This is a genomic window from Microbacterium sp. ZW T2_14, from assembly GCF_044987405.1.
Classification (GTDB): Bacteria; Actinomycetota; Actinomycetes; order Actinomycetales; family Microbacteriaceae; genus Microbacterium.
The window spans coordinates 1-16,453 of record NZ_JBJDRK010000076.1; the positions used below are offsets into that span (position 1 = coordinate 1).

Sequence of the window (16,453 nt, forward strand, 5' to 3'; positions counted from 1 at the left end):
GCATGGGTGTGGGAGTGGTCTCCGGCGCGAGCGCGGGCACGAAGGTCCTTTCTGGGGGGGCGAGGGGGGTGAACGTGTCAGCCCTTGAGACCGGTGAAGCCGATCCCCCGGACGATCGACCGCTGGAAGATCAGGAAGATGATGATGGGCGGGATGCTGGCGATGAGCAGCCCCGAGATCAGATAGGCGGGGTTCGTCGCCTGCGCCAGCCGGGGCAGCGCGACGGCCAAGGGCTGGGTTTCAGGATCCGTCAGCACGATCAGAGGCCAGAGGAACTCCTTCCACGCCGACATGATCGCCAGCAGCGAGACCACCGCGATGATCGGCCGTGACATCGGCAGGACGATCCGCCAGAAGATCGTGAACCAGCCGGCGCCGTCGATCTGCGCGGCCTCGAAGAGCTCCCGGGGAATCTCCTCGAAGAACTGCTTGACGAGAAGGATCGTGAACGCGTTCGCCCCCGCGGGCAGCCACACCGCCCACGGTGTGTCGGTGATCCCGAAGCCGAGGAGCGGGAGGTCGAGCACCGTCAGGTACAGCGCGATGAGTGTGACGGTGGCCGGCACGAAGAGCGTCACCAGGAAGGCGCCGTAGACGAACCGGCCGTACCAGGGCCGGATCACCGCAAGGGCGAATCCGGCGGTGGTCGACACGACGAGCTGCACCACCCACGAGCCGAGCACGAGGACCACGGTGTTGCCGAGGTACAGGCCGATGTCGAGCAGGTTCCACGCCGTGGGGATGTTCTCCCACAGCGCCGGCTCGGGGATCAGGCTCAGCGGACGATTCACCAGATCGCTCGTCGTAGAGATCGCGGCGCGCAGCATCCATATCAGCGGGATCGCACCGAAGCCGATCAGCCCCGCGAACAGCACGACATGCACCAGTCGCCATCCGGTCCCCACGGCGGGGCGGCGCCAGTCATGCGCCGAGAGGATGCCGCGGTCACGGGGCTCGGCGCCGGCACGCCGTCGGCGGACGGTGAGGGGCGGCGGGGTCATCGGGTGCTCCAGGATCGGGTGAGGCGAAGGTAGACGGCAGACACGAGCACCAGGACGATCGCCAGCAGGACGCTCAATGCGGTCGCAACGCCGTAATTGCCGAAGAGGAACGCGTAGCGGTAGATCATGAGCATCACCGTGACCGTCGCGTTCGCCGGGCCGCCGTCGGTCATCACGTAGGGCTCGGTGAACACCTGGATGGCGCCGATGATCTGCAGCAGCAGGAGGATCAGGATGACGCCGCGCATCTGCGGGAGGGTCACGTGCCAGACCCGCCGCCACACCGATGCGCCGTCGAGCTCAGCAGCTTCGTACAGCTCGGTGCTCACACCGGTGAGGGCGGCGAGATAGATGAGGATGGCCGTGCCGGCCCCCGACCACGTCGCCACGATGACCAGGCTCGGCATCGCGAGTTCCGCGGACTGCAGCCACGGCAGCGGCCCGAGCCCGACCAGCGCGAGCATGCTGTTGGCGACACCTGACTCGCCCGGCGCGAAGAACACCTTGAACAGCAGCACCGCGACCACCGGCGGGATGACGACGGGAAGGTAGGCCAGCACGCGTGCCACCGTGCCGCCACGACGCAGCTCGGACATGAGGACCGCGCAGAGGAGTGGGATCGGCAGCCCGATCGCCAGCGAGAGGACGGTGAACCACAGCGTGTTCAGCGCGGCCTTCGGCAGGAGGGGGTCGGCGAACAGGACCTCGAAGTTGCGCCATCCGACCCACTCGGCGGGGGTGACGAGATTGGTCTCCTGGAAGGCCAGCAGCGCGCTCTGCGCGATCGGCCACCATGCGAAGTAGGCGAACACCACGAGCGCCGGCAGCAGGAAGACCAGCGCCGCCAGGGCCGCACGGTGGCGCATGGACATCGCGCGACGCGGTGGGCGGGCGTCGCCCGCCTGGGCGGCACGGTCCGCGACCGCACCGCCCAGGCGCTCGGGAGCCATGGTCATGACCCGTGCTGCGCGAGGATCGTGTCGATCCTGCTCTCGGCGTCGGCCAGCAGGGCGTCGATGTCGGCGTTCGGATCGGTGAGCACGGCCTGCACCACCGGATCGAGCGCGGCGTAGATCTCCTGTGATGCGACCACCGGCTCGGGAACGTACTCGAACTCGGAGAGCGACGCGACGTACGGTGCGAAGTTCTCGACCGGGACGTTCACGAACTCGTCGATCGCGTCCCGATACGCGGCATAGGTCTCGTCGCTGAAGATCGGCAGCACCGGTACACCGACGGGCAGTCCGTCAGCAGCCGACGCCTCCGCGGTCTCGGCAGCCACATCGAAGTCGTAGTTCGGGCGGAGTGCCCGGTACTCGATCCACTTCACCGCGGCCTCCTTCTCGGCCTGGGTGGCGTCCGCGCTCACCATGAGCACCGTGGCGCCGGCGAGGGTGGCATCCGCACCGCCCTGCGGCATCGGCCCGGCTCCGAACGCTTCCGGGTCCCCACCCTGGGCGATGTAGTTGGGATAGACGTCCGGGGGTGCCGACACCCACATTCCGACGTTGCCGGCCGTGAAGTCGGCGACGAGGTCCTCCTGCTTGCCGAGGACGTTGTCGCCGAGCGAGTCGTCCTCCCACCGCATCTCCTTCCACAGCTCCAGCACGTCGCGTGCGGGGTCGTCATCGAACGACGCCGACCACGTGCCGTCAGCGCCCTGCTCGATCATCGAGCCGCCGTTGGTGTACGTGTACCCGGTGAGATGCCAGCCCCCGCTGTTGTTGGTGCTGATCTCGCCGAAGCCGGTCTTTCCGGTCTTCTCCGAGATCTGCGCGGCGTACTCGCGCACTTCGTCCCAGGTGGTCGGCGGGGAGTCGGGGTCCAGTCCCGCCTGCTCGAAGAGATCACGGTTGTAGACGAGGCCGAACGCATAACTCTTCTCCGGGATGCCGTAGACGGCGCCATCCCGCTCGAGGAACTGCATGACCCGGGGGTTCAGCTCGTCGAAGCCCTCGATCTCGTCGGTGACGTCGGCGAGGTCGGCCACCTGCCCGCGTTCGATGAGCGCGGGGGGTTCGGTGAGGGGCACGCGGAGCAGCGTCGGCGCACTGCCGCCCGCGAGTCGCGTGGCGAACGTCTTCGCGTCCCACGGCACATCGGACGCTTCGATGGTGATGTGCGGGTTCGCCTCTTGGAACTCCTCGACCTGGCGCTCGAAGAGAGCGAGCGCTGCGGTGTTGGTCGCCGCCGGCTTGCCCATGATCGTGATCGTCACGTCTTCGGGCTCACCGGCGGTTGTCGGGTCGGGGTCGCCGCCCGAAGTGCTGCTGCAGGCCGCTGTGCCTGCGAGCAGCGGAACAGTGATGAGCGCGGCGAGGAGCCGGCGCGTTCGCTGGTGCATGTTTCCTCCGATAGGGACAGGTGCGGCGGTGCCGCGTTTCGCGGACGGCGGGATCAGAGGATCCGGTGACACTCCGTCGTGCTTCGTGGCCAGTATGTGGGCTGGATTTGCGTTACGCAAGCTTTTGTCACGTTTTCTTAAGTTGAACTTTCTAACTTGTGAATTATGAGAGGTTTGTGATGTGATCTCGACATGGCATCGACGTCTCCCAGTCGCCCCCCAGCGCTCGTCGCGATGGGCGCCTCCGCGTTCGCGGACCTCTTCGACGCGCCGCGACTCGCCTCGCTGCGCGAACTCACGGAGTTGGAAGAGCCGGTCCGCGTCGACGATCTGACCTCGCCACACGCCGTCGCCCGCCTGCGCGACGTCGAAGTGCTCGTCACGGGGTGGGGCGGGCCGAGGCTCGGACCCGAAGTGCTGGCCACAGCTCCGCGCCTCCGCGCGATCCTGCACGCGGGCGGGTCGGTCAAAGGACAGATCAGCCAGGCCTTCTGGGACGCGGGCGTGATGGTCACGAGTGCGGCCGACGCGAACGCGATACCGGTCGCGGAATTCACGGTGGCCACGATCATCCTCGAAGCGAAGCGCGTGGCCGCGTACATCGACGGTTACGCCCGAAGCCGCGACGTCGCGGGCGCGTGGCGGGCCGACGTGCCTCCCGCCCTCGGCTTCGGCGGCACGGTCGGCATCGTCGGTCTCTCGCGGGTGGGCAGACGCGTCGCCGAGCTGCTTCGCGCCTTCGATCTCCGGGTGCTGGCGGCAGACCCCTTCCACGATGCGCGGAGTGCGGCTCTCGCGGGCGCCCAGCTGACCGGTCTCGATGATCTGCTCGCGCAGAGCGACATCGTCACGATCCACGCCCCCGAGCTTCCGGAGACTCGCCATCTCATCGATGCGCGGCGTCTGGCGCTGCTGCGGCAGGATGGCGTGCTCATCAACACGGCGCGCGGCTCCCTCGTCGACTCGGAGGCTCTCATGGCCCGCTGCCGCGCAGGCACGCTGCGCGCGATCCTCGATGTGACCGAGCCCGAGCCGCTTCCTGCCGACTCCCCGCTCTTCACCACCCCGGGCGTGGTGCTCACACCGCATATCGCGGGTGCCATGCATGCCGAGACGCACCGACTCGCGGATGCCGTCCTCGAGGAGCTGCGGCGCCTCAACGAGTCTCAACCGCCGCTGCACCGTGTCGATCGAGGGAGCCTCAGCCACATCGCTTGATCGATCTTGAGCGATCTCGAAAATCCTGTTCATTCTCGTGAGGAACGTTAGTCTGAGCATGGCCACGGCGACGGGAGGGCGAGATGCTGGCAGCAGAGCGGCGCGCACGCATCCTGGAGCTCGCCCAGCAGGACGGCGCCGTCAGCATCGCGCGGCTGACGGCGGATCTCGGCGTCTCCCATGTGACCGTGCGACGCGACCTGGACACGCTCGTCGCCGAGAATGCCCTCGACAAGGTGCGCGGCGGCGCGATGCTCCCCACCGGACATGTCACTCCTCCGCGGACATCGTCAGCGACGATCGGCGTCGTCGTCCCGACGTCGTACTACTACCGGTACGTCGTCGAAGGCATCGGCGACGCGCTCGACGGGATCGGCGAGTTCAAGCTCGTGATCTCGGAGTACGACCTCGACGTCGAGTATCGCCTCGTCGAGGAGCTGGTCGAAGCGGGCGTCGACGGACTGCTGTGGGTTCCCACGGTGTCGGAGGTCGAGGAAGCTCCGGACTTCGCCGCCTTCACCTCCGCGCTGAGCGTTCCCGTCGTGTTCGTCGAACGCGAGACTCCAGGCGGCGGGCTCGCGATCGTCTCCTCGGTCCGCTCGGCGCACGAGCGCGGCGTCGTCAGCGCGCTCAGGCATCTGCGCGAACTCGGCCATCGCCGGCTCGTCATGGTCAGCCGCGGCAGTTCGCAGAGCGCCGAGTTCGTGCGGCGCGGCTGGCGCGATGCGATCGAGCGACTGGATTTCGATCCTGAGAGCGTCATCCTCGGACCGCGGGAGCTGGGAGCCGGCCCGACGTGGGAGCGCGGGAGCGCAGATGTGGTACTCGACACCGTGGAGAGGCTCGGCGCCACCGCGGTGTTCAGCCACGGCGACGAGAATTCGCTGTTCGGACTGGTGCAGAATGCGCGCAGTCGTGGGCTCTCGGTGCCCGGAAAGCTCTCGATCGTCGCGTACGACGACGACGTGTCGGCCCACGCAGACCCGCCCATCACCGCTGTCGCGCCGGATCGGCGGCGGGTCGGCGCCCACGCCGTGCGGATGCTGCTGGATCTCATCGACCATGGCACGGCAGAACCGCCCCTGCAGCTCCAGGTCGATCCCCGGCTGATCGTGCGCGCGTCCACCGCGCCGCCCGCCTGAGGATTCGGCCAGGAAACCGTTTCCCAATTCCTGCAGCGAACCGGACACAGGGCCTAGACTCTGGGCTGTGAGTGACATCACCGCGCCGACCCGAGGCGCAGCCACCCTTCACGACGTCGCCCGCGTGGCCGGCGTCTCGCTCGCCACCGCCTCGCGCGTGCTCAACGGCTCGACCCGCAAGGTGGCCGAGAGCTACCGCGAGAGGGTCGAGGCCGCCGCCGAGCAGCTGGGCTACTCGGCAAACCTCTCCGCGCAGGCCACGGCGCGCGGCACCTCCGCGATCGTCGCGCTGCTGGTCGCCGACATCGCCGACCCCTACTTCGGTCAGCTGGCCTCGGGCGTCGCGCGCGGTGCAGACGAGGCGGGCCTGGTGGTCACCATCGCGATCACCGAGCGAGACCCGCAGCGCGAGGTGAAGCTCGTGCGCGCGCTGCGGGGCCAGCGCCCACGCGGCCTCATCCTCGCGGCATCCCGCGTGGAAGGACCGGACGCGGTCGGCCTCCAGGGCGAGCTCGACGCCTTCTCGAACATGGGCGGCAGGGTCGTCGTGGTCGGGCCGGGCGGCGGCGCCGCGCGCTCGGTCGCCGTCGACAACCACGGCGGCGCGACAGCGCTCGGCACCGCACTCGCCGGACTCGGCTATCGCGATGCGATCGTCGTCGCAGCGTCCGAGGGCATCCGCACGTCGGACGACCGACTCGCCGGGTTCTCCGAGGGCTTCACCGCGGCCGGCGGCACGATCCGCGAGGTGCGTCGTGTCGGCTTCACCCGTGACGCGGGGTACGAGGCAGCCGCCGACCTGCTCACCGGCGACATCCCGGCCGGCACGCTGATCTTCGGCATCAGCGACGTGGTCGCCATCGGCATCATGTCGGCCGTCCGCGACGCCGGACGCCAGGTGGGCGCCGACATCGCCGTCGCCGGCTTCGACGACATCGCGACGGGTCGCGACATCCGTCCGGGTCTGACGACCGTGCGGGTGCCGCTGGAGGATCTCGGCCACCGCGCCCTGCGCGCCGCGACCGACCCGGAGTGGGAGGCCGACGAGCCTCAGCTTCCGCTCGAGGTCATCGTCCGCGGCAGCACCCCGAAGCGCTGACGCCGCGGCCGACTCGTACCACCGACGCCCGTCGAGGTGCGCCTGGCGTGCCGCGCGCCGGGCTGCGGCATCCGTCCCTCCGCTCACCCGAGATTCGGACATCAGCCGGGTGAAGGGCCGCTGCGCCCGAAACGCCCGAGTCCCGGCAGAACACCGAGCGCCGGCATCCGCCCGAACGCGGAGACCTGCCGAATGTCGGAGCCCCAGACCCGAAACAGCCGAGTCTCAGCGGATCTCCCAACCCCGGCGGACCCGCGTCTCGGCAGATCTTGCCGTCACGGCAGCGGCGCACGGCAGGAAGCGTTTCCTCGCCGGTTAGGCTGAGCCGACGGTGAGGAGCTGCATGACCCGACGCAACGACGGAACGGCGCGCGTCACGATCGCCGATGTCGCAGCGCGAGCGGGGGTGTCGCTGTCGACCGTCTCGCGGGCGCTGAACGGCAACCCCACGGTGGATCCCGCCCTGACGGAACGGGTGAAGGATGCCGCGGCCGCCCTCGACTACACCGCGAGCCCCGTGGCGCGCAGCCTCGTGCTCGGCCGCACGCAGACCGTCGCGGTCATCGTGCCCGACCTGGGCAACCCGACGTTCCAGGCGATCCTGCGGGGGCTCAGCCGCGCCGCTGCGGCCGACGATTACCACGTGCTCGTCGCCGACTCGGCGGAGTCGGTCGAGGAGGAGCGGGTGCTCGCCGGTGCCACCCGGCGGCGCACCGACGGGGTGATCCTGTGCTCGCCCCGCCTTCCGCAGGATGAGCTCGACCGGCTCGTCGGCGGCCTGCGGCCGGTCGTCCTGATCAACCGCACCTCCGGCGAGGTGCCGTCGGTGCGGGCCGACTACGGAGGTGCGCTCACTGACGAACTGGCCCATCTCCATGGGCTGGGGCACCGGCGCATCGTGTTCCTGGCGGGCGCGCCGCGCAGCGTCGCGAACGCCGCCCGGCTCGAGGCGATCGCCGCGTTCGTCGCGGCCCACCCCGACACCGAGATCGCGGAGTTCCCCTGCGGCGTGGACTTCGAGGCCGGCGCCGCCGCGGGTGCAGCCGTGCTCGCGTCCGGCGCCACGGCTGCGGTCGCCTTCAACGACCTCGTGGCGATGGGGCTGCTGAGTGCGGTGCAGGCGAGCGGATGCCGCGTCCCCGGCGACCTCTCCATCGTGGGGTTCGACGACATCCCGTTCGCGCAGTACACGACTCCCCCGCTCACCACGGCGGCGGTTCCCGCGGCGGACCTCGGTGCCCGCGCCTGGGAACGGATGCGTGAGCTGCTCGAGGGCGCCGAGCCGGGGCATCCGCTCACCGTCCTGCCGAAGGTGACGGTCCGCGGCTCGACCGGCCCCGCCGCAGACGCCCGCCGCTAGGGGTGGGTGAGCGCGGGCTCGTCGGGGAGGTCGCCGCCGCCCACGTTCTCGGAGCGGGCAGCGTCTTCGCGCACCTCGTCCGTGACGGCGTCCGTGGGCGCGCCCTCGTCGGGGGCGGCGTCGTCGGAGTGCTTCTTGTGCGGCATGTTCAGATCGCTCATGTCTTCGCCTTCCTTTCGCTCCAGCCTGTGCCGCCGGGCATGGGTGCTCCAGCGGGTTGACACCTGGCCGTCGCAGGGATCACGGATCACGGCCGCGTCCGCGCCCCAGACGAGCCGATCCTCGCTGGAACGCCCAGCACGCGTCAGGCACCCGCCCCAGGCCAGACGTCGCTGGGGCGTGATAGCCTGAGAAAACGTTTCCTGAAGGAGTGAGATGAGTCGCCGCCGGTATGCCCTCGTCGGTGCGGGACACCGCGCCCAGATGTACGTCGACGCCATCATCGGGCGCTATCGCGATGACGCTGAGCTCGTCGCCATCTGCGAGCCGAACCCCGTGCGCGCGCAGTACTACGTCGACCGCGTGGTCGAGGCCGGCTTCCCCGCCCCCGCCGTGTACGGTCCGGACGATCTCGAGGACATGGTCCGCGCCGAGCAGGTCGATCGCGTCGTGATCTGCGCCCGCGACGACCTGCATGCTCCGCTGATCGTCCGATCGCTGGATGCCGGGGCCGACGTCGTGGTCGAGAAGCCGCTGACGATCGACGGCCCGAGCGCGGCCGCCATCGAGGACGCCATCGACCGCACCGGCCGCGAGGTGGTCATCACCTTCAACTACCGCTACTCGCCGCGCAACTCGGCGCTGCGCCAGGTCATCCAGGACGGCACGATCGGCCGGGTCACCTCGGTCGACTTCTCCTGGGTGCTCGACACCAAGCACGGGGCCGACTACTTCCGCCGCTGGCACCGCGAGAAGGAGCATTCGGGCGGCCTGCTCGTGCACAAGGCCAGCCATCACTTCGACCTCGTCAACTGGTGGATCCGCTCGGCGCCGCGGCGCGTCTTCGCCTCGGGCGGACTGCGCTTCTACGGGGCCGAGAACGCGGAGGCCCGCGGCATCCGGAACCGACCCGAACGCGGCACCCATGATGGAGGGGACCCCTTCGAACTCGATCTGCGGGGCGATGAGCGGCTCAAGGCGCTCTACCTCGACGCCGAGCAGCACGACGGGTACCTGCGCGACCGCGACGTGTTCGGCGAGGGCATCACGATCGAGGACAACCTCGCCCTCGTGGTCGACTATGCCTCGGGTGCGACCCTCAGCTACTCGCTCAATGCCCACTCGCCGTGGGAGGGCTACCGCGTCGCCGTCAACGGCACCCTGGGCCGCGCCGAACTCGAGGTCGTGGAGCGCGGCGCCGTGCTGGCCGACGAGGGGCTGCACCCAGTGCTCGACCCGTCCGCGGTCGACGCCGGCAGCTCGGGGTCGCTGCGCCCCGAGGGCGAACGCCTCATCGTGCAGAAGCACTGGGAGGCTGCCTACGAGGTCCCCATCGTCGCCGCCGGCGAAGGCGGTCACGGCGGCGGGGACGAGCTGCTGCTCTCCGACGTCTTCGAAGGCCCTGGCGACGACCCTCTCGCCCGCCCCGCCGACTGGCGCGACGGCGTGCGCTCCATCGCGGTCGGCATCGCCGGCAACCGCTCACTCGGGACCGGGCTGCCGGTGCAGGTCGCCGAGCTCGGCATCCGCTTCCTCGCCGCCGACGCTGCGGGCGACGCCGCCCTCCACTCGACCGCCGTCGCGGGCTCACGCGCATGAGCCGCATCGCCGTCACCGGGGGCGCGGGACGCCTCGGACGCAGCCTCGTCGCAGGACTCGCCGCGGCCGGCCACGAGACGGTGTCGCTCGACCGCGCCGTCTCCGACGCCGTCGAGCTGCAGGGACTCGAGCAGATCGCGGTCGACCTGACCGACACGGATGCCGCGACCCGCGCGATCGCCGGCACCCGGGCCGACGCGCTCATCCATCTCGCCGCCATCGCGGTGCCGTTCAGTGCACCCGAGGAGGTCATCCTCCGCACCAACGCGACGATGGCGCTCACGGTGATGACGGCGGGAGTCGCCGCCGGCATCCCGAAGATCGTGACGGCGTCCAGTCCCACCGTGCTCGGGTACGGGGCACCGAAGGGCTGGCTGCCCGACCGCCTGCCGCTCGACGAGGAGACGACGCCGAAGCCGTGGAACGCCTACGCGCTGTCGAAGCACCTCGCCGAGCAGACGATGGCCATGCTCGCGCGCCAGACCGGCGACACGACGCGATTCGCCGCCTTCCGTCCCTGCTACGTCATCGCTCCCGAAGAATGGAAGGGCGCACCCACCCAGCAGGGCCACACGGTCGCCGAGCGCCTCGCCGACCCTGCCCTGTCGGCCCCGGCCCTGTTCAACTACGTCGATGCCCGCGACGTGGCGACCTTCATCGACACCCTGCTGGCGGCGCTGCCCGGCATCCCGAATGCCGAGGTCTTCTTCGTCGGCGCCGACGATGCGCTGGCGCGCCGGCCCCTTGCCGAGCTGCTTCCACAGTTCGTGCCGGGCACGGAAGAGCTCGCCGCGGAATTGACCGGCACCGCTCCGGCGTTCTCCAACGCCAAGGCCCGCCGCGTGCTCGGCTGGCGCCCCGCCCACAGCTGGCGAGGCGAGCTCGGCGAACCGCCCTTCGGCGACACTCCCGACTCCGACCCCGCACTCGCCCCCTCCCCCGACCTCGCCCGAAAGGACGTGCTGGCGTGAACTTCGACGGCATCCTCTTCTTCCCCGTCACCCCGTTCGACACCGACGGCCGCATCGACGAGGACCTGCTGCGGCAGCACCTCGACACCACGCTCGCGCACGCGCCCGGTGGCGTCTTCCCGGCGTGCGGCACCGGCGAGTTCCATGCCCTGTCCACCGAGGAGGCCACCCGCGTCGTGCAGGTGGCGACCGAGACCGTCGCCGGCCGCGTTCCCGTCGTCGCGGGCACGGGCGGACCCCTCGGCCACGCCACCGCCCTGGCGCGTGCCGCCGCCGACGCCGGCGCCGACGCGCTGCTGGTGCTGCCGCCGTACCTGGTCGGCGGTCCACAGGCGGGACTCGTCGCGTACGTCGAGGCGGTGGCTGCGGCATCCGATCTTCCCGTCGTGATCTATCACCGGGCCAACGCGCAGTTCTCGGTCGACTCCGTGCGCAGGCTCGCACGCAACCCCAAGGTCGTCGGCTTCAAGGACGGCGTCGGCGATGTCGGCCTCGCCCAGCAGATCGTGCGCGCGGTGGCGGCCGAGGGACGCGACGACTTCGCCTTCTTCAACGGCCTGCTCACCGCCGAGCTCACGCAGGGGGCCTACCGCGGCATCGGCATCCCGCTGTACTCGTCGGCGGCGTTCGCGATGATCCCCGAGGTCGCGAACGCGTACTACCGCGCCTACGTCCGCGGCGACGAGGCGCGACGCGCCGCCCTCATCGACGGCTTCTACTCGCCGCTCGTGCAGCTGCGCGACGAGACCCCGGGCTTCGGCGTGTCGCTCATCAAGGCCGGCCTGCGCCTGGGCGGCCTGCCGGTCGGCTCGGTGCGCGCACCGCTGGTGGACCCGACTCCCGCACAGGAGCAGCGCCTCGCCGAGATCCTCGAGGCAGGACGCGCGCTGCTGTGATGACGGCTCCCGAGTCCCCGACGATCGCCGCGTTCGACACGCGGCTGATCCGCGTGCCGCTGACCCGGCCGTGGGGCGCCGAGGTCACCTCGGTCGGTGTGATCGCGACGCACGTCGTCCGCTCCGACGGCGCCGAGGGCTGGGGGTTCGCGTGGACGCCGCAGATCGGCGCCGAGGCGGTGCACGCGCTCCTGGCGCACGACATCACGGCGTTCGCGATCGGCCGATCCGCCGACCCGGGCGCCGAGTGGCGCGCGCTCTGGCAGCACCTCCACGAGGCCGGTGGCGGGGGCCTCACCACCATCGCGCAGGCCGGCCTCGATCTCGCGCTGTGGGATGCCGCGACCCGCGCCGCCGGCACCTCGCTGACCGGCTTCCTCGGCGCACAGCGCGAGAGCGCCAGGGCCTACGGCTCGGGCGTGAACCTGCACTACACCCAGGACGAGCTGGTCGCCCAGGTGCGCCGCTGGGTCGACGCCGGGTTCGACGCCGTCAAGGTCAAGGTGGGCAAGCCCGACGTCGCCGAAGATCTCGACCGCATGCGCGCCGTGCGCGAAGTGCTCGGCCCGGATCGCGCGCTCATGATCGACGCGAACCAGCGCTGGGAGCTCGACCGTGCGACCCGGTCGCTCGAGGTGCTCGCGGAGGTCTCGCCCGCCTGGATCGAGGAGCCCCTGCGCGCCGACGATCTGTACGGCCACATCGAGCTCGCCAGGCGTCTCGCCGCATCGAGCGGTACCCCCATCGCGGTCGGCGAGAACGTGCACAACGTGTTCCGCTTCGACGACTTCCTCCGCACCGGCGCCGCGCAGATCGTGCAGCCCAACGTCGTGCGCGTCGGGGGCATCACGCCGTTCCTCGGCATCGCGGCGATCGCCGCCGAATACGGCGCGGCCCTGCACCCGCACCTGCTGCCCGAGCTGTCGAGCCAGCTCGCCCTGTGCCTGCGCGCCGTGCCGGGCGTCCCCGAGCCGATGGTCGAGGACGTCGAGGACGCCGGCTTCGGCGCCCTCGGCGCCCTCGTCGACCCGTCGCCCATGCGCATCTCGGACGGCGTCCTCACCGAGGTCGACCACGCCGGTCTCGGCATCCGCTTCTCATAACCCCACTGCACGCTTCCGGAGGAGTCTCATGACCACCGCCCTCACGACCACCAGCACCACCGAGCTCGACGCGCTCGCCGCCGCCGCGGCCGCGGCTGCACCCGTCTGGCGGGCAGCGGATGCCGCCACCCGCGCATCGTGGCTGCGCGCGGCCGCCGACGCGCTCGACGCGCACGCCGACGAGCTCGTCGAGATCGCCGACCAGGAGACGCGCCTGGGCGCCACGCGACTGCGCGGCGAGGTGGGCCGCACGACGGGCCAGCTGCGGCTGTTCGCGAGCGTCGTCGAGGAGGGCTCCTACCTCGAGCTCACCATCGACGACGCGGACGCGGCGGCGACGCCCCCGCGACCCGAACTGCGCCGCATGCTCGTCGGTGTGGGGCCGGTGGCGGTGTTCTCGGCCTCGAACTTCCCCTTCGCGTTCTCGGTCGCCGGCGGCGACACGGCATCGGCGCTCGCCGCCGGCAACCCGGTCATCGTGAAGGCGCACTCCGGACACCCCCGCCTGTCGGAGCGCACGGCGGCGATCGTCTCCGCCGCGCTCGTCGAGGCCGGGGCCCCCGAGGGGTCGCTGGCGCTCGTCGAGGGTCGTGAGGCGGGCAACGCGCTGGTGCAGCATCCGGTCATCCAGGCCGCGGGCTTCACCGGCTCGCTCACCGGCGGCCGTGCGCTCTTCGACCTCGCTGCCGGACGCCCCGACCCCATCCCGTTCTACGGCGAGCTCGGCTCGGTCAACCCGGTCGTGATCACCCCTGCCGCCGTGGCCGCCCGGGGCGAGACGCTCGCCCAGGGGCTCGTCGGATCGTTCACGCTCGGCGTCGGCCAGTTCTGCACCAAGCCCGGCGTGGTCTTCGTGCCGGACGGCGCCGGTTTCGAGGATCTCGTCGCGGGCTTCGCGACGGGCGCCTCGGGTGGGCCGCTTCTCACCGACCGCATCACGGCGGCGTTCCCGTCGGGCATCGAGCACCTCGAGGCCGACCCGTCGGTGACGGTCGTCGCACAGGGACTGCCCGCCGAGGAGGGGTCGGCCCGGCCGGTGGTGCTGTCGACGGATGCCGCGGCCGTCGCCGCCCGCCCCGAGACGCTCCTCGAGGAGTGCTTCGGCCCGGTCACCCTGCTGGTGCGCTACTCCTCGGACGACGAGCTGCACGCCGCCCTCGAGGCGGTGCCGGGTTCGCTGACCGCGACGCTGCACTCCGAGCCGTCGGACGACGTCGCGAGCGTGCTCGAGGTGCTGACCCGCAAGGCCGGCCGGATGCTCTTCGCCGGGTGGCCGACGGGCGTGGCCGTGACATGGTCCCAGCAGCACGGCGGCCCGTGGCCGGCGACGACCTCGCTGCACACCTCGGTCGGCGCGACGGCGATCCGCCGCTTCCTCCGCCCGGTCGTGTTCCAGGATGCGCCCGAGGCGCTGCTGCCCGAGGTGCTCCGCGACGCCACGCTCGAGCGCCTCCCGCACCGCCGCAACGGGGTACTGCGGGTGCCCTGACGCGGCCTTCGTCTCGGTCGCTGGCGCTGCCTCACTCAGGGACCGGGCACGGCCACGTCGTCGCGGGTCAGCGAACGGCGAAGGCGCGGGCGAGTACCGCTCCTGCCTCCGTGAGCCACCGCGCGGGATCCTCCATCGCGGCGCCGCTAGAGCCCGCGAGCTCGGTCAGCGACGCTGTGGCGGCGAAGCCCGACGTGTCGGCATCCGCCGTGATGCGGCCCGCCACGAGGGCTACCGGCACGCTCGCGGCCGCAGCCACGGCGCCGACGTGGGCCGGGACCTTGCCGGCAGCCGACTGCCCGTCGTACGAGCCCTCACCGGTGACGACGACGGATGCCCCGCCGACCGCGGCGTCGAGCCCGACCAGCTCCGCGACCGCGGCGGACCCCGGCACGAGCGTGGCACCCCACGCCAGCAGCCCGAAACCGGTGCCGCCGGCCGCGCCCGCGCCCGCGGCATCCGGATCCGCGTCGACCAGTGCAGCCAGGCGCGCCAGCCCTGCGTCGAGCTCGCCGACCTCACTGCGACTCGCGCCCTTCTGCGGGCCGAAGACGGCGGCAGCGCCGCGTTCGCCGAGGAGCGGGTTGGTGACGTCGCTGAGCACCGTCGCCCCGTGGGACGGGAGCGGCGCGAGTCCCGACAGGTCGGCCGCCGACACCGGGCCGAGGCCGCGCGCGCCGTCCGCGATCGGCGAGCCGGCGGCATCCGTGAATCGCGCCCCCAGGGCCGTGAGCATGCCGGTGCCGCCGTCGGTGGACGAGCTCGACCCGATGCCCAGCACGAGCCGCGACACCCCGTGGGCGAGGGCGTCGGCGATCGCCTCGCCGAAGCCGCGCGTGTGCGCATCGAAGGCCCGGAGGCGCGGCGGCGTGCCGAGCAGCTCGATGCCGCTGGTGTTCGCGAGCTCCACGACGCCCGTGCCGTGCGGCGCATCGGCGGTCGGTGGAAGCAGGACCCAGGATGCCGCCACCGGCGTGCCCTCCGGACCCGTCACGGTCACCGGCATCCGGCGGGCGCCCGGCACCGCCGCCGCGAACGCGTCCACCGTGCCCTCACCCCCGTCCGCCATCGGCAGCAGCCGCACCTGGTCGGAGGGGCGCTCGGTGCGCCACCCCGTGGCGAGGGCGGCGGCCGCGGCCGCGGCTCCGATCGTGCCTTTGAACGAGTCGGGCGCGATCACGATGGTGCGGGCCATGGCGTCATTCTCCTCGGGAGTGCGGGCGAGTCACTCGCGCGGGCGGGGACCGGACGGAGACATTCGCGGGAAAGCGTTATCCTGGCGATCATGGTATCCATGGACTCAGCGGAAACCCAGCCCGTGCGCCCTCGCGCGACGGTCGCCACCGGCACCGGGCGCTACGCCGACCCGTGGCATCCGTTCCCCGAGACGTCTGCGCGCATCGCCGCAGCACTGAGCGACGACGGCTGGGACGTCACGATCGACGACGATGTCGACCACGCCCTCGCCCACCTCGACGGCGTCGACCTGCTCGTCGTCAACGCCGGCGACCCCTGGCGCCACGGAGACGTCGAACTCGAGCACTTCGCCGACCCGGCCGCCGACGCAGGGCTGACGGCCGCGATCGCCCGCGGCATCGGCATCCTCGCCGTGCACGCCTCGCTGTCGACGCTGCGCGACCATCCCGCCTGGCGTGAGGCCATCGGCGGCGAGTGGGAACCCGGACGCTCCTGGCACCCGCCCATCGCGGACGCCCACGTGCGGGTGGTCGATGCCGATCACCCGGTGACCGACGGGATGCCGGGGATCGACGTGTTCGACGAGCGCTACAGCGACCTCGCCATCGACGACGGAGCCCAGGTGCTCGCCGAGCACGACGTCGACGGCACCGCCCACGCGGCGGTCTGGGTGCGGGAGCAGCCGACCCGCGCCGTCGTGTCGTCGCTCGGTCACGACGCGCGTGCGTACGACTCCCCCGAGCTCGTCCGGCTGATCCAGCGTGCGGCGCGCTGGGCGGCGCCGGTCTGACGCCTCCCGACAGCTCGGGGCGCCACCACCAGGCGGGTGCGGCGTGCGTGCCGCGCGCGCCTGGTGGTGGCGCCCCGAGCTGTCG

The 16,453-nt window shown here is 71.5% G+C and carries 15 protein-coding genes; 10 read left to right on the forward strand and 5 right to left on the reverse strand.

The window, feature by feature from the left end; all coding sequences use genetic code 11:
- Window positions 1–77: 77 nt before the first annotated feature.
- From ACI3KY_RS18510 to ACI3KY_RS18520, 3 genes are read right to left on the reverse strand one after another with little or no spacing between them, the layout of a single operon-like run.
- A complete protein-coding gene (locus tag ACI3KY_RS18510; protein WP_404931602.1) occupies window positions 78–1,001 on the reverse strand; it encodes a carbohydrate ABC transporter permease in 924 nt (307 codons plus the stop codon).
- The gene (locus tag ACI3KY_RS18515) at window positions 998–1,957 is read right to left on the reverse strand and encodes a carbohydrate ABC transporter permease (protein WP_404931603.1); all 960 of its coding nucleotides are present in this window, start codon (window positions 1,955–1,957) and stop codon (window positions 998–1,000) included. The genes ACI3KY_RS18510 and ACI3KY_RS18515 overlap by 4 nt, the downstream gene beginning before the upstream one ends.
- Window positions 1,954–3,345 (reverse strand): ABC transporter substrate-binding protein, encoded by a 1,392-nt coding sequence (locus ACI3KY_RS18520; RefSeq protein WP_404931604.1) that lies wholly within the window; start codon window positions 3,343–3,345, stop codon window positions 1,954–1,956. Before ACI3KY_RS18520 ends, ACI3KY_RS18515 begins: the two co-directional genes overlap by 4 nt.
- A 192-nt stretch (window positions 3,346–3,537) precedes the next feature.
- Between ACI3KY_RS18520 and ACI3KY_RS18525 the strand changes: the two genes are divergently transcribed.
- From ACI3KY_RS18525 to ACI3KY_RS18540, 4 genes are all read left to right on the forward strand, one after another.
- Window positions 3,538–4,563, forward strand: a complete 1,026-nt coding sequence (locus ACI3KY_RS18525; RefSeq protein WP_404931605.1) for a hydroxyacid dehydrogenase — start codon at window positions 3,538–3,540, stop codon at window positions 4,561–4,563.
- A gap of 83 nt (window positions 4,564–4,646) precedes the next feature.
- Window positions 4,647–5,705: a substrate-binding domain-containing protein gene (locus tag ACI3KY_RS18530; protein WP_404931606.1), complete on the forward strand. Its 1,059-nt coding sequence runs from the start codon at window positions 4,647–4,649 to the stop codon at window positions 5,703–5,705.
- 67 nt (window positions 5,706–5,772) lie between these two features.
- Window positions 5,773–6,804 (forward strand): LacI family DNA-binding transcriptional regulator, encoded by a 1,032-nt coding sequence (locus tag ACI3KY_RS18535; RefSeq protein WP_404931607.1) that lies wholly within the window; start codon window positions 5,773–5,775, stop codon window positions 6,802–6,804.
- A 343-nt stretch (window positions 6,805–7,147) separates the two neighbouring features.
- Window positions 7,148–8,164: a LacI family DNA-binding transcriptional regulator gene (locus ACI3KY_RS18540; RefSeq protein ID WP_404931608.1), complete on the forward strand. Its 1,017-nt coding sequence runs from the start codon at window positions 7,148–7,150 to the stop codon at window positions 8,162–8,164.
- Here the strand turns inward: ACI3KY_RS18540 and ACI3KY_RS18545 are convergent.
- Window positions 8,161–8,325, reverse strand: a complete 165-nt coding sequence (locus ACI3KY_RS18545; RefSeq protein ID WP_404931609.1) for a hypothetical protein — start codon at window positions 8,323–8,325, stop codon at window positions 8,161–8,163. The two genes, ACI3KY_RS18540 and ACI3KY_RS18545, sit on opposite strands and share 4 nt — an antisense overlap.
- Before the next feature lie 214 nt (window positions 8,326–8,539).
- Here ACI3KY_RS18545 and ACI3KY_RS18550 point away from each other — a divergent pair, with 214 nt between their 5' ends.
- The 5 genes from ACI3KY_RS18550 to ACI3KY_RS18570 are packed head-to-tail and all read left to right on the forward strand — an operon-like array spanning window position 8,540 to window position 14,381.
- Window positions 8,540–9,922: a Gfo/Idh/MocA family protein gene (locus ACI3KY_RS18550; protein ID WP_404931610.1), complete on the forward strand. Its 1,383-nt coding sequence runs from the start codon at window positions 8,540–8,542 to the stop codon at window positions 9,920–9,922.
- Window positions 9,919–10,893 (forward strand): NAD-dependent epimerase/dehydratase family protein, encoded by a 975-nt coding sequence (locus ACI3KY_RS18555; protein ID WP_404931611.1) that lies wholly within the window; start codon window positions 9,919–9,921, stop codon window positions 10,891–10,893. Before ACI3KY_RS18550 ends, ACI3KY_RS18555 begins: the two co-directional genes overlap by 4 nt.
- Window positions 10,890–11,789 (forward strand): 5-dehydro-4-deoxyglucarate dehydratase, encoded by a 900-nt coding sequence (locus tag ACI3KY_RS18560; RefSeq protein ID WP_404931612.1) that lies wholly within the window; start codon window positions 10,890–10,892, stop codon window positions 11,787–11,789. The genes ACI3KY_RS18555 and ACI3KY_RS18560 overlap by 4 nt, the downstream gene beginning before the upstream one ends.
- Window positions 11,789–12,892 carry a mandelate racemase/muconate lactonizing enzyme family protein gene (locus ACI3KY_RS18565; protein WP_404931613.1) on the forward strand — a complete coding sequence of 368 codons (1,104 nt, stop codon included), beginning with the start codon at window positions 11,789–11,791 and terminating at the stop codon, window positions 12,890–12,892. Before ACI3KY_RS18560 ends, ACI3KY_RS18565 begins: the two co-directional genes overlap by 1 nt.
- A gap of 28 nt (window positions 12,893–12,920) precedes the next feature.
- Window positions 12,921–14,381, forward strand: a complete 1,461-nt coding sequence (locus ACI3KY_RS18570; RefSeq protein ID WP_404931614.1) for an aldehyde dehydrogenase (NADP(+)) — start codon at window positions 12,921–12,923, stop codon at window positions 14,379–14,381.
- A gap of 67 nt (window positions 14,382–14,448) precedes the next feature.
- Here ACI3KY_RS18570 and ACI3KY_RS18575 read toward each other — a convergent pair whose 3' ends face one another.
- The gene (locus ACI3KY_RS18575; protein ID WP_404931615.1) at window positions 14,449–15,576 is read right to left on the reverse strand and encodes a glycerate kinase; all 1,128 of its coding nucleotides are present in this window, start codon (window positions 15,574–15,576) and stop codon (window positions 14,449–14,451) included.
- A 99-nt stretch (window positions 15,577–15,675) separates the two neighbouring features.
- On the opposite strand from ACI3KY_RS18575, the gene ACI3KY_RS18580 reads away from it, so the two are divergent.
- Window positions 15,676–16,368 (forward strand): ThuA domain-containing protein, encoded by a 693-nt coding sequence (locus ACI3KY_RS18580; RefSeq protein ID WP_404931616.1) that lies wholly within the window; start codon window positions 15,676–15,678, stop codon window positions 16,366–16,368.
- The last annotated feature ends 85 nt before the right edge of the window (window positions 16,369–16,453 follow it).

What these genes read in the sequence shown, in the direction of transcription:
- ACI3KY_RS18555 (WP_404931611.1), top strand. Translation starts at nt 9,919, where the DNA reads ATGAGCCGCATCGCCGTCACCGGGGGCGCGGGACGCCTCGGACGCAGC.
- ACI3KY_RS18565 (WP_404931613.1), top strand. Translation starts at nt 11,789, where the DNA reads ATGACGGCTCCCGAGTCCCCGACGATCGCCGCGTTCGACACGCGGCTG.
- ACI3KY_RS18575 (WP_404931615.1), bottom strand. Translation starts at nt 15,576, where the DNA reads ATGGCCCGCACCATCGTGATCGCGCCCGACTCGTTCAAAGGCACGATC.
- ACI3KY_RS18510 (WP_404931602.1), bottom strand. Translation starts at nt 1,001, where the DNA reads ATGACCCCGCCGCCCCTCACCGTCCGCCGACGGCGTGCCGGCGCCGAG.
- ACI3KY_RS18525 (WP_404931605.1), top strand. Translation starts at nt 3,538, where the DNA reads ATGGCATCGACGTCTCCCAGTCGCCCCCCAGCGCTCGTCGCGATGGGC.
- ACI3KY_RS18530 (WP_404931606.1), top strand. Translation starts at nt 4,647, where the DNA reads ATGCTGGCAGCAGAGCGGCGCGCACGCATCCTGGAGCTCGCCCAGCAG.
- ACI3KY_RS18550 (WP_404931610.1), top strand. Translation starts at nt 8,540, where the DNA reads ATGAGTCGCCGCCGGTATGCCCTCGTCGGTGCGGGACACCGCGCCCAG.
- ACI3KY_RS18580 (WP_404931616.1), top strand. Translation starts at nt 15,676, where the DNA reads ATGGACTCAGCGGAAACCCAGCCCGTGCGCCCTCGCGCGACGGTCGCC.
- ACI3KY_RS18570 (WP_404931614.1), top strand. Translation starts at nt 12,921, where the DNA reads ATGACCACCGCCCTCACGACCACCAGCACCACCGAGCTCGACGCGCTC.
- ACI3KY_RS18540 (WP_404931608.1), top strand. Translation starts at nt 7,148, where the DNA reads ATGACCCGACGCAACGACGGAACGGCGCGCGTCACGATCGCCGATGTC.
- ACI3KY_RS18545 (WP_404931609.1), bottom strand. Translation starts at nt 8,325, where the DNA reads ATGAGCGATCTGAACATGCCGCACAAGAAGCACTCCGACGACGCCGCC.
- ACI3KY_RS18515 (WP_404931603.1), bottom strand. Translation starts at nt 1,957, where the DNA reads ATGACCATGGCTCCCGAGCGCCTGGGCGGTGCGGTCGCGGACCGTGCC.
- ACI3KY_RS18520 (WP_404931604.1), bottom strand. Translation starts at nt 3,345, where the DNA reads ATGCACCAGCGAACGCGCCGGCTCCTCGCCGCGCTCATCACTGTTCCG.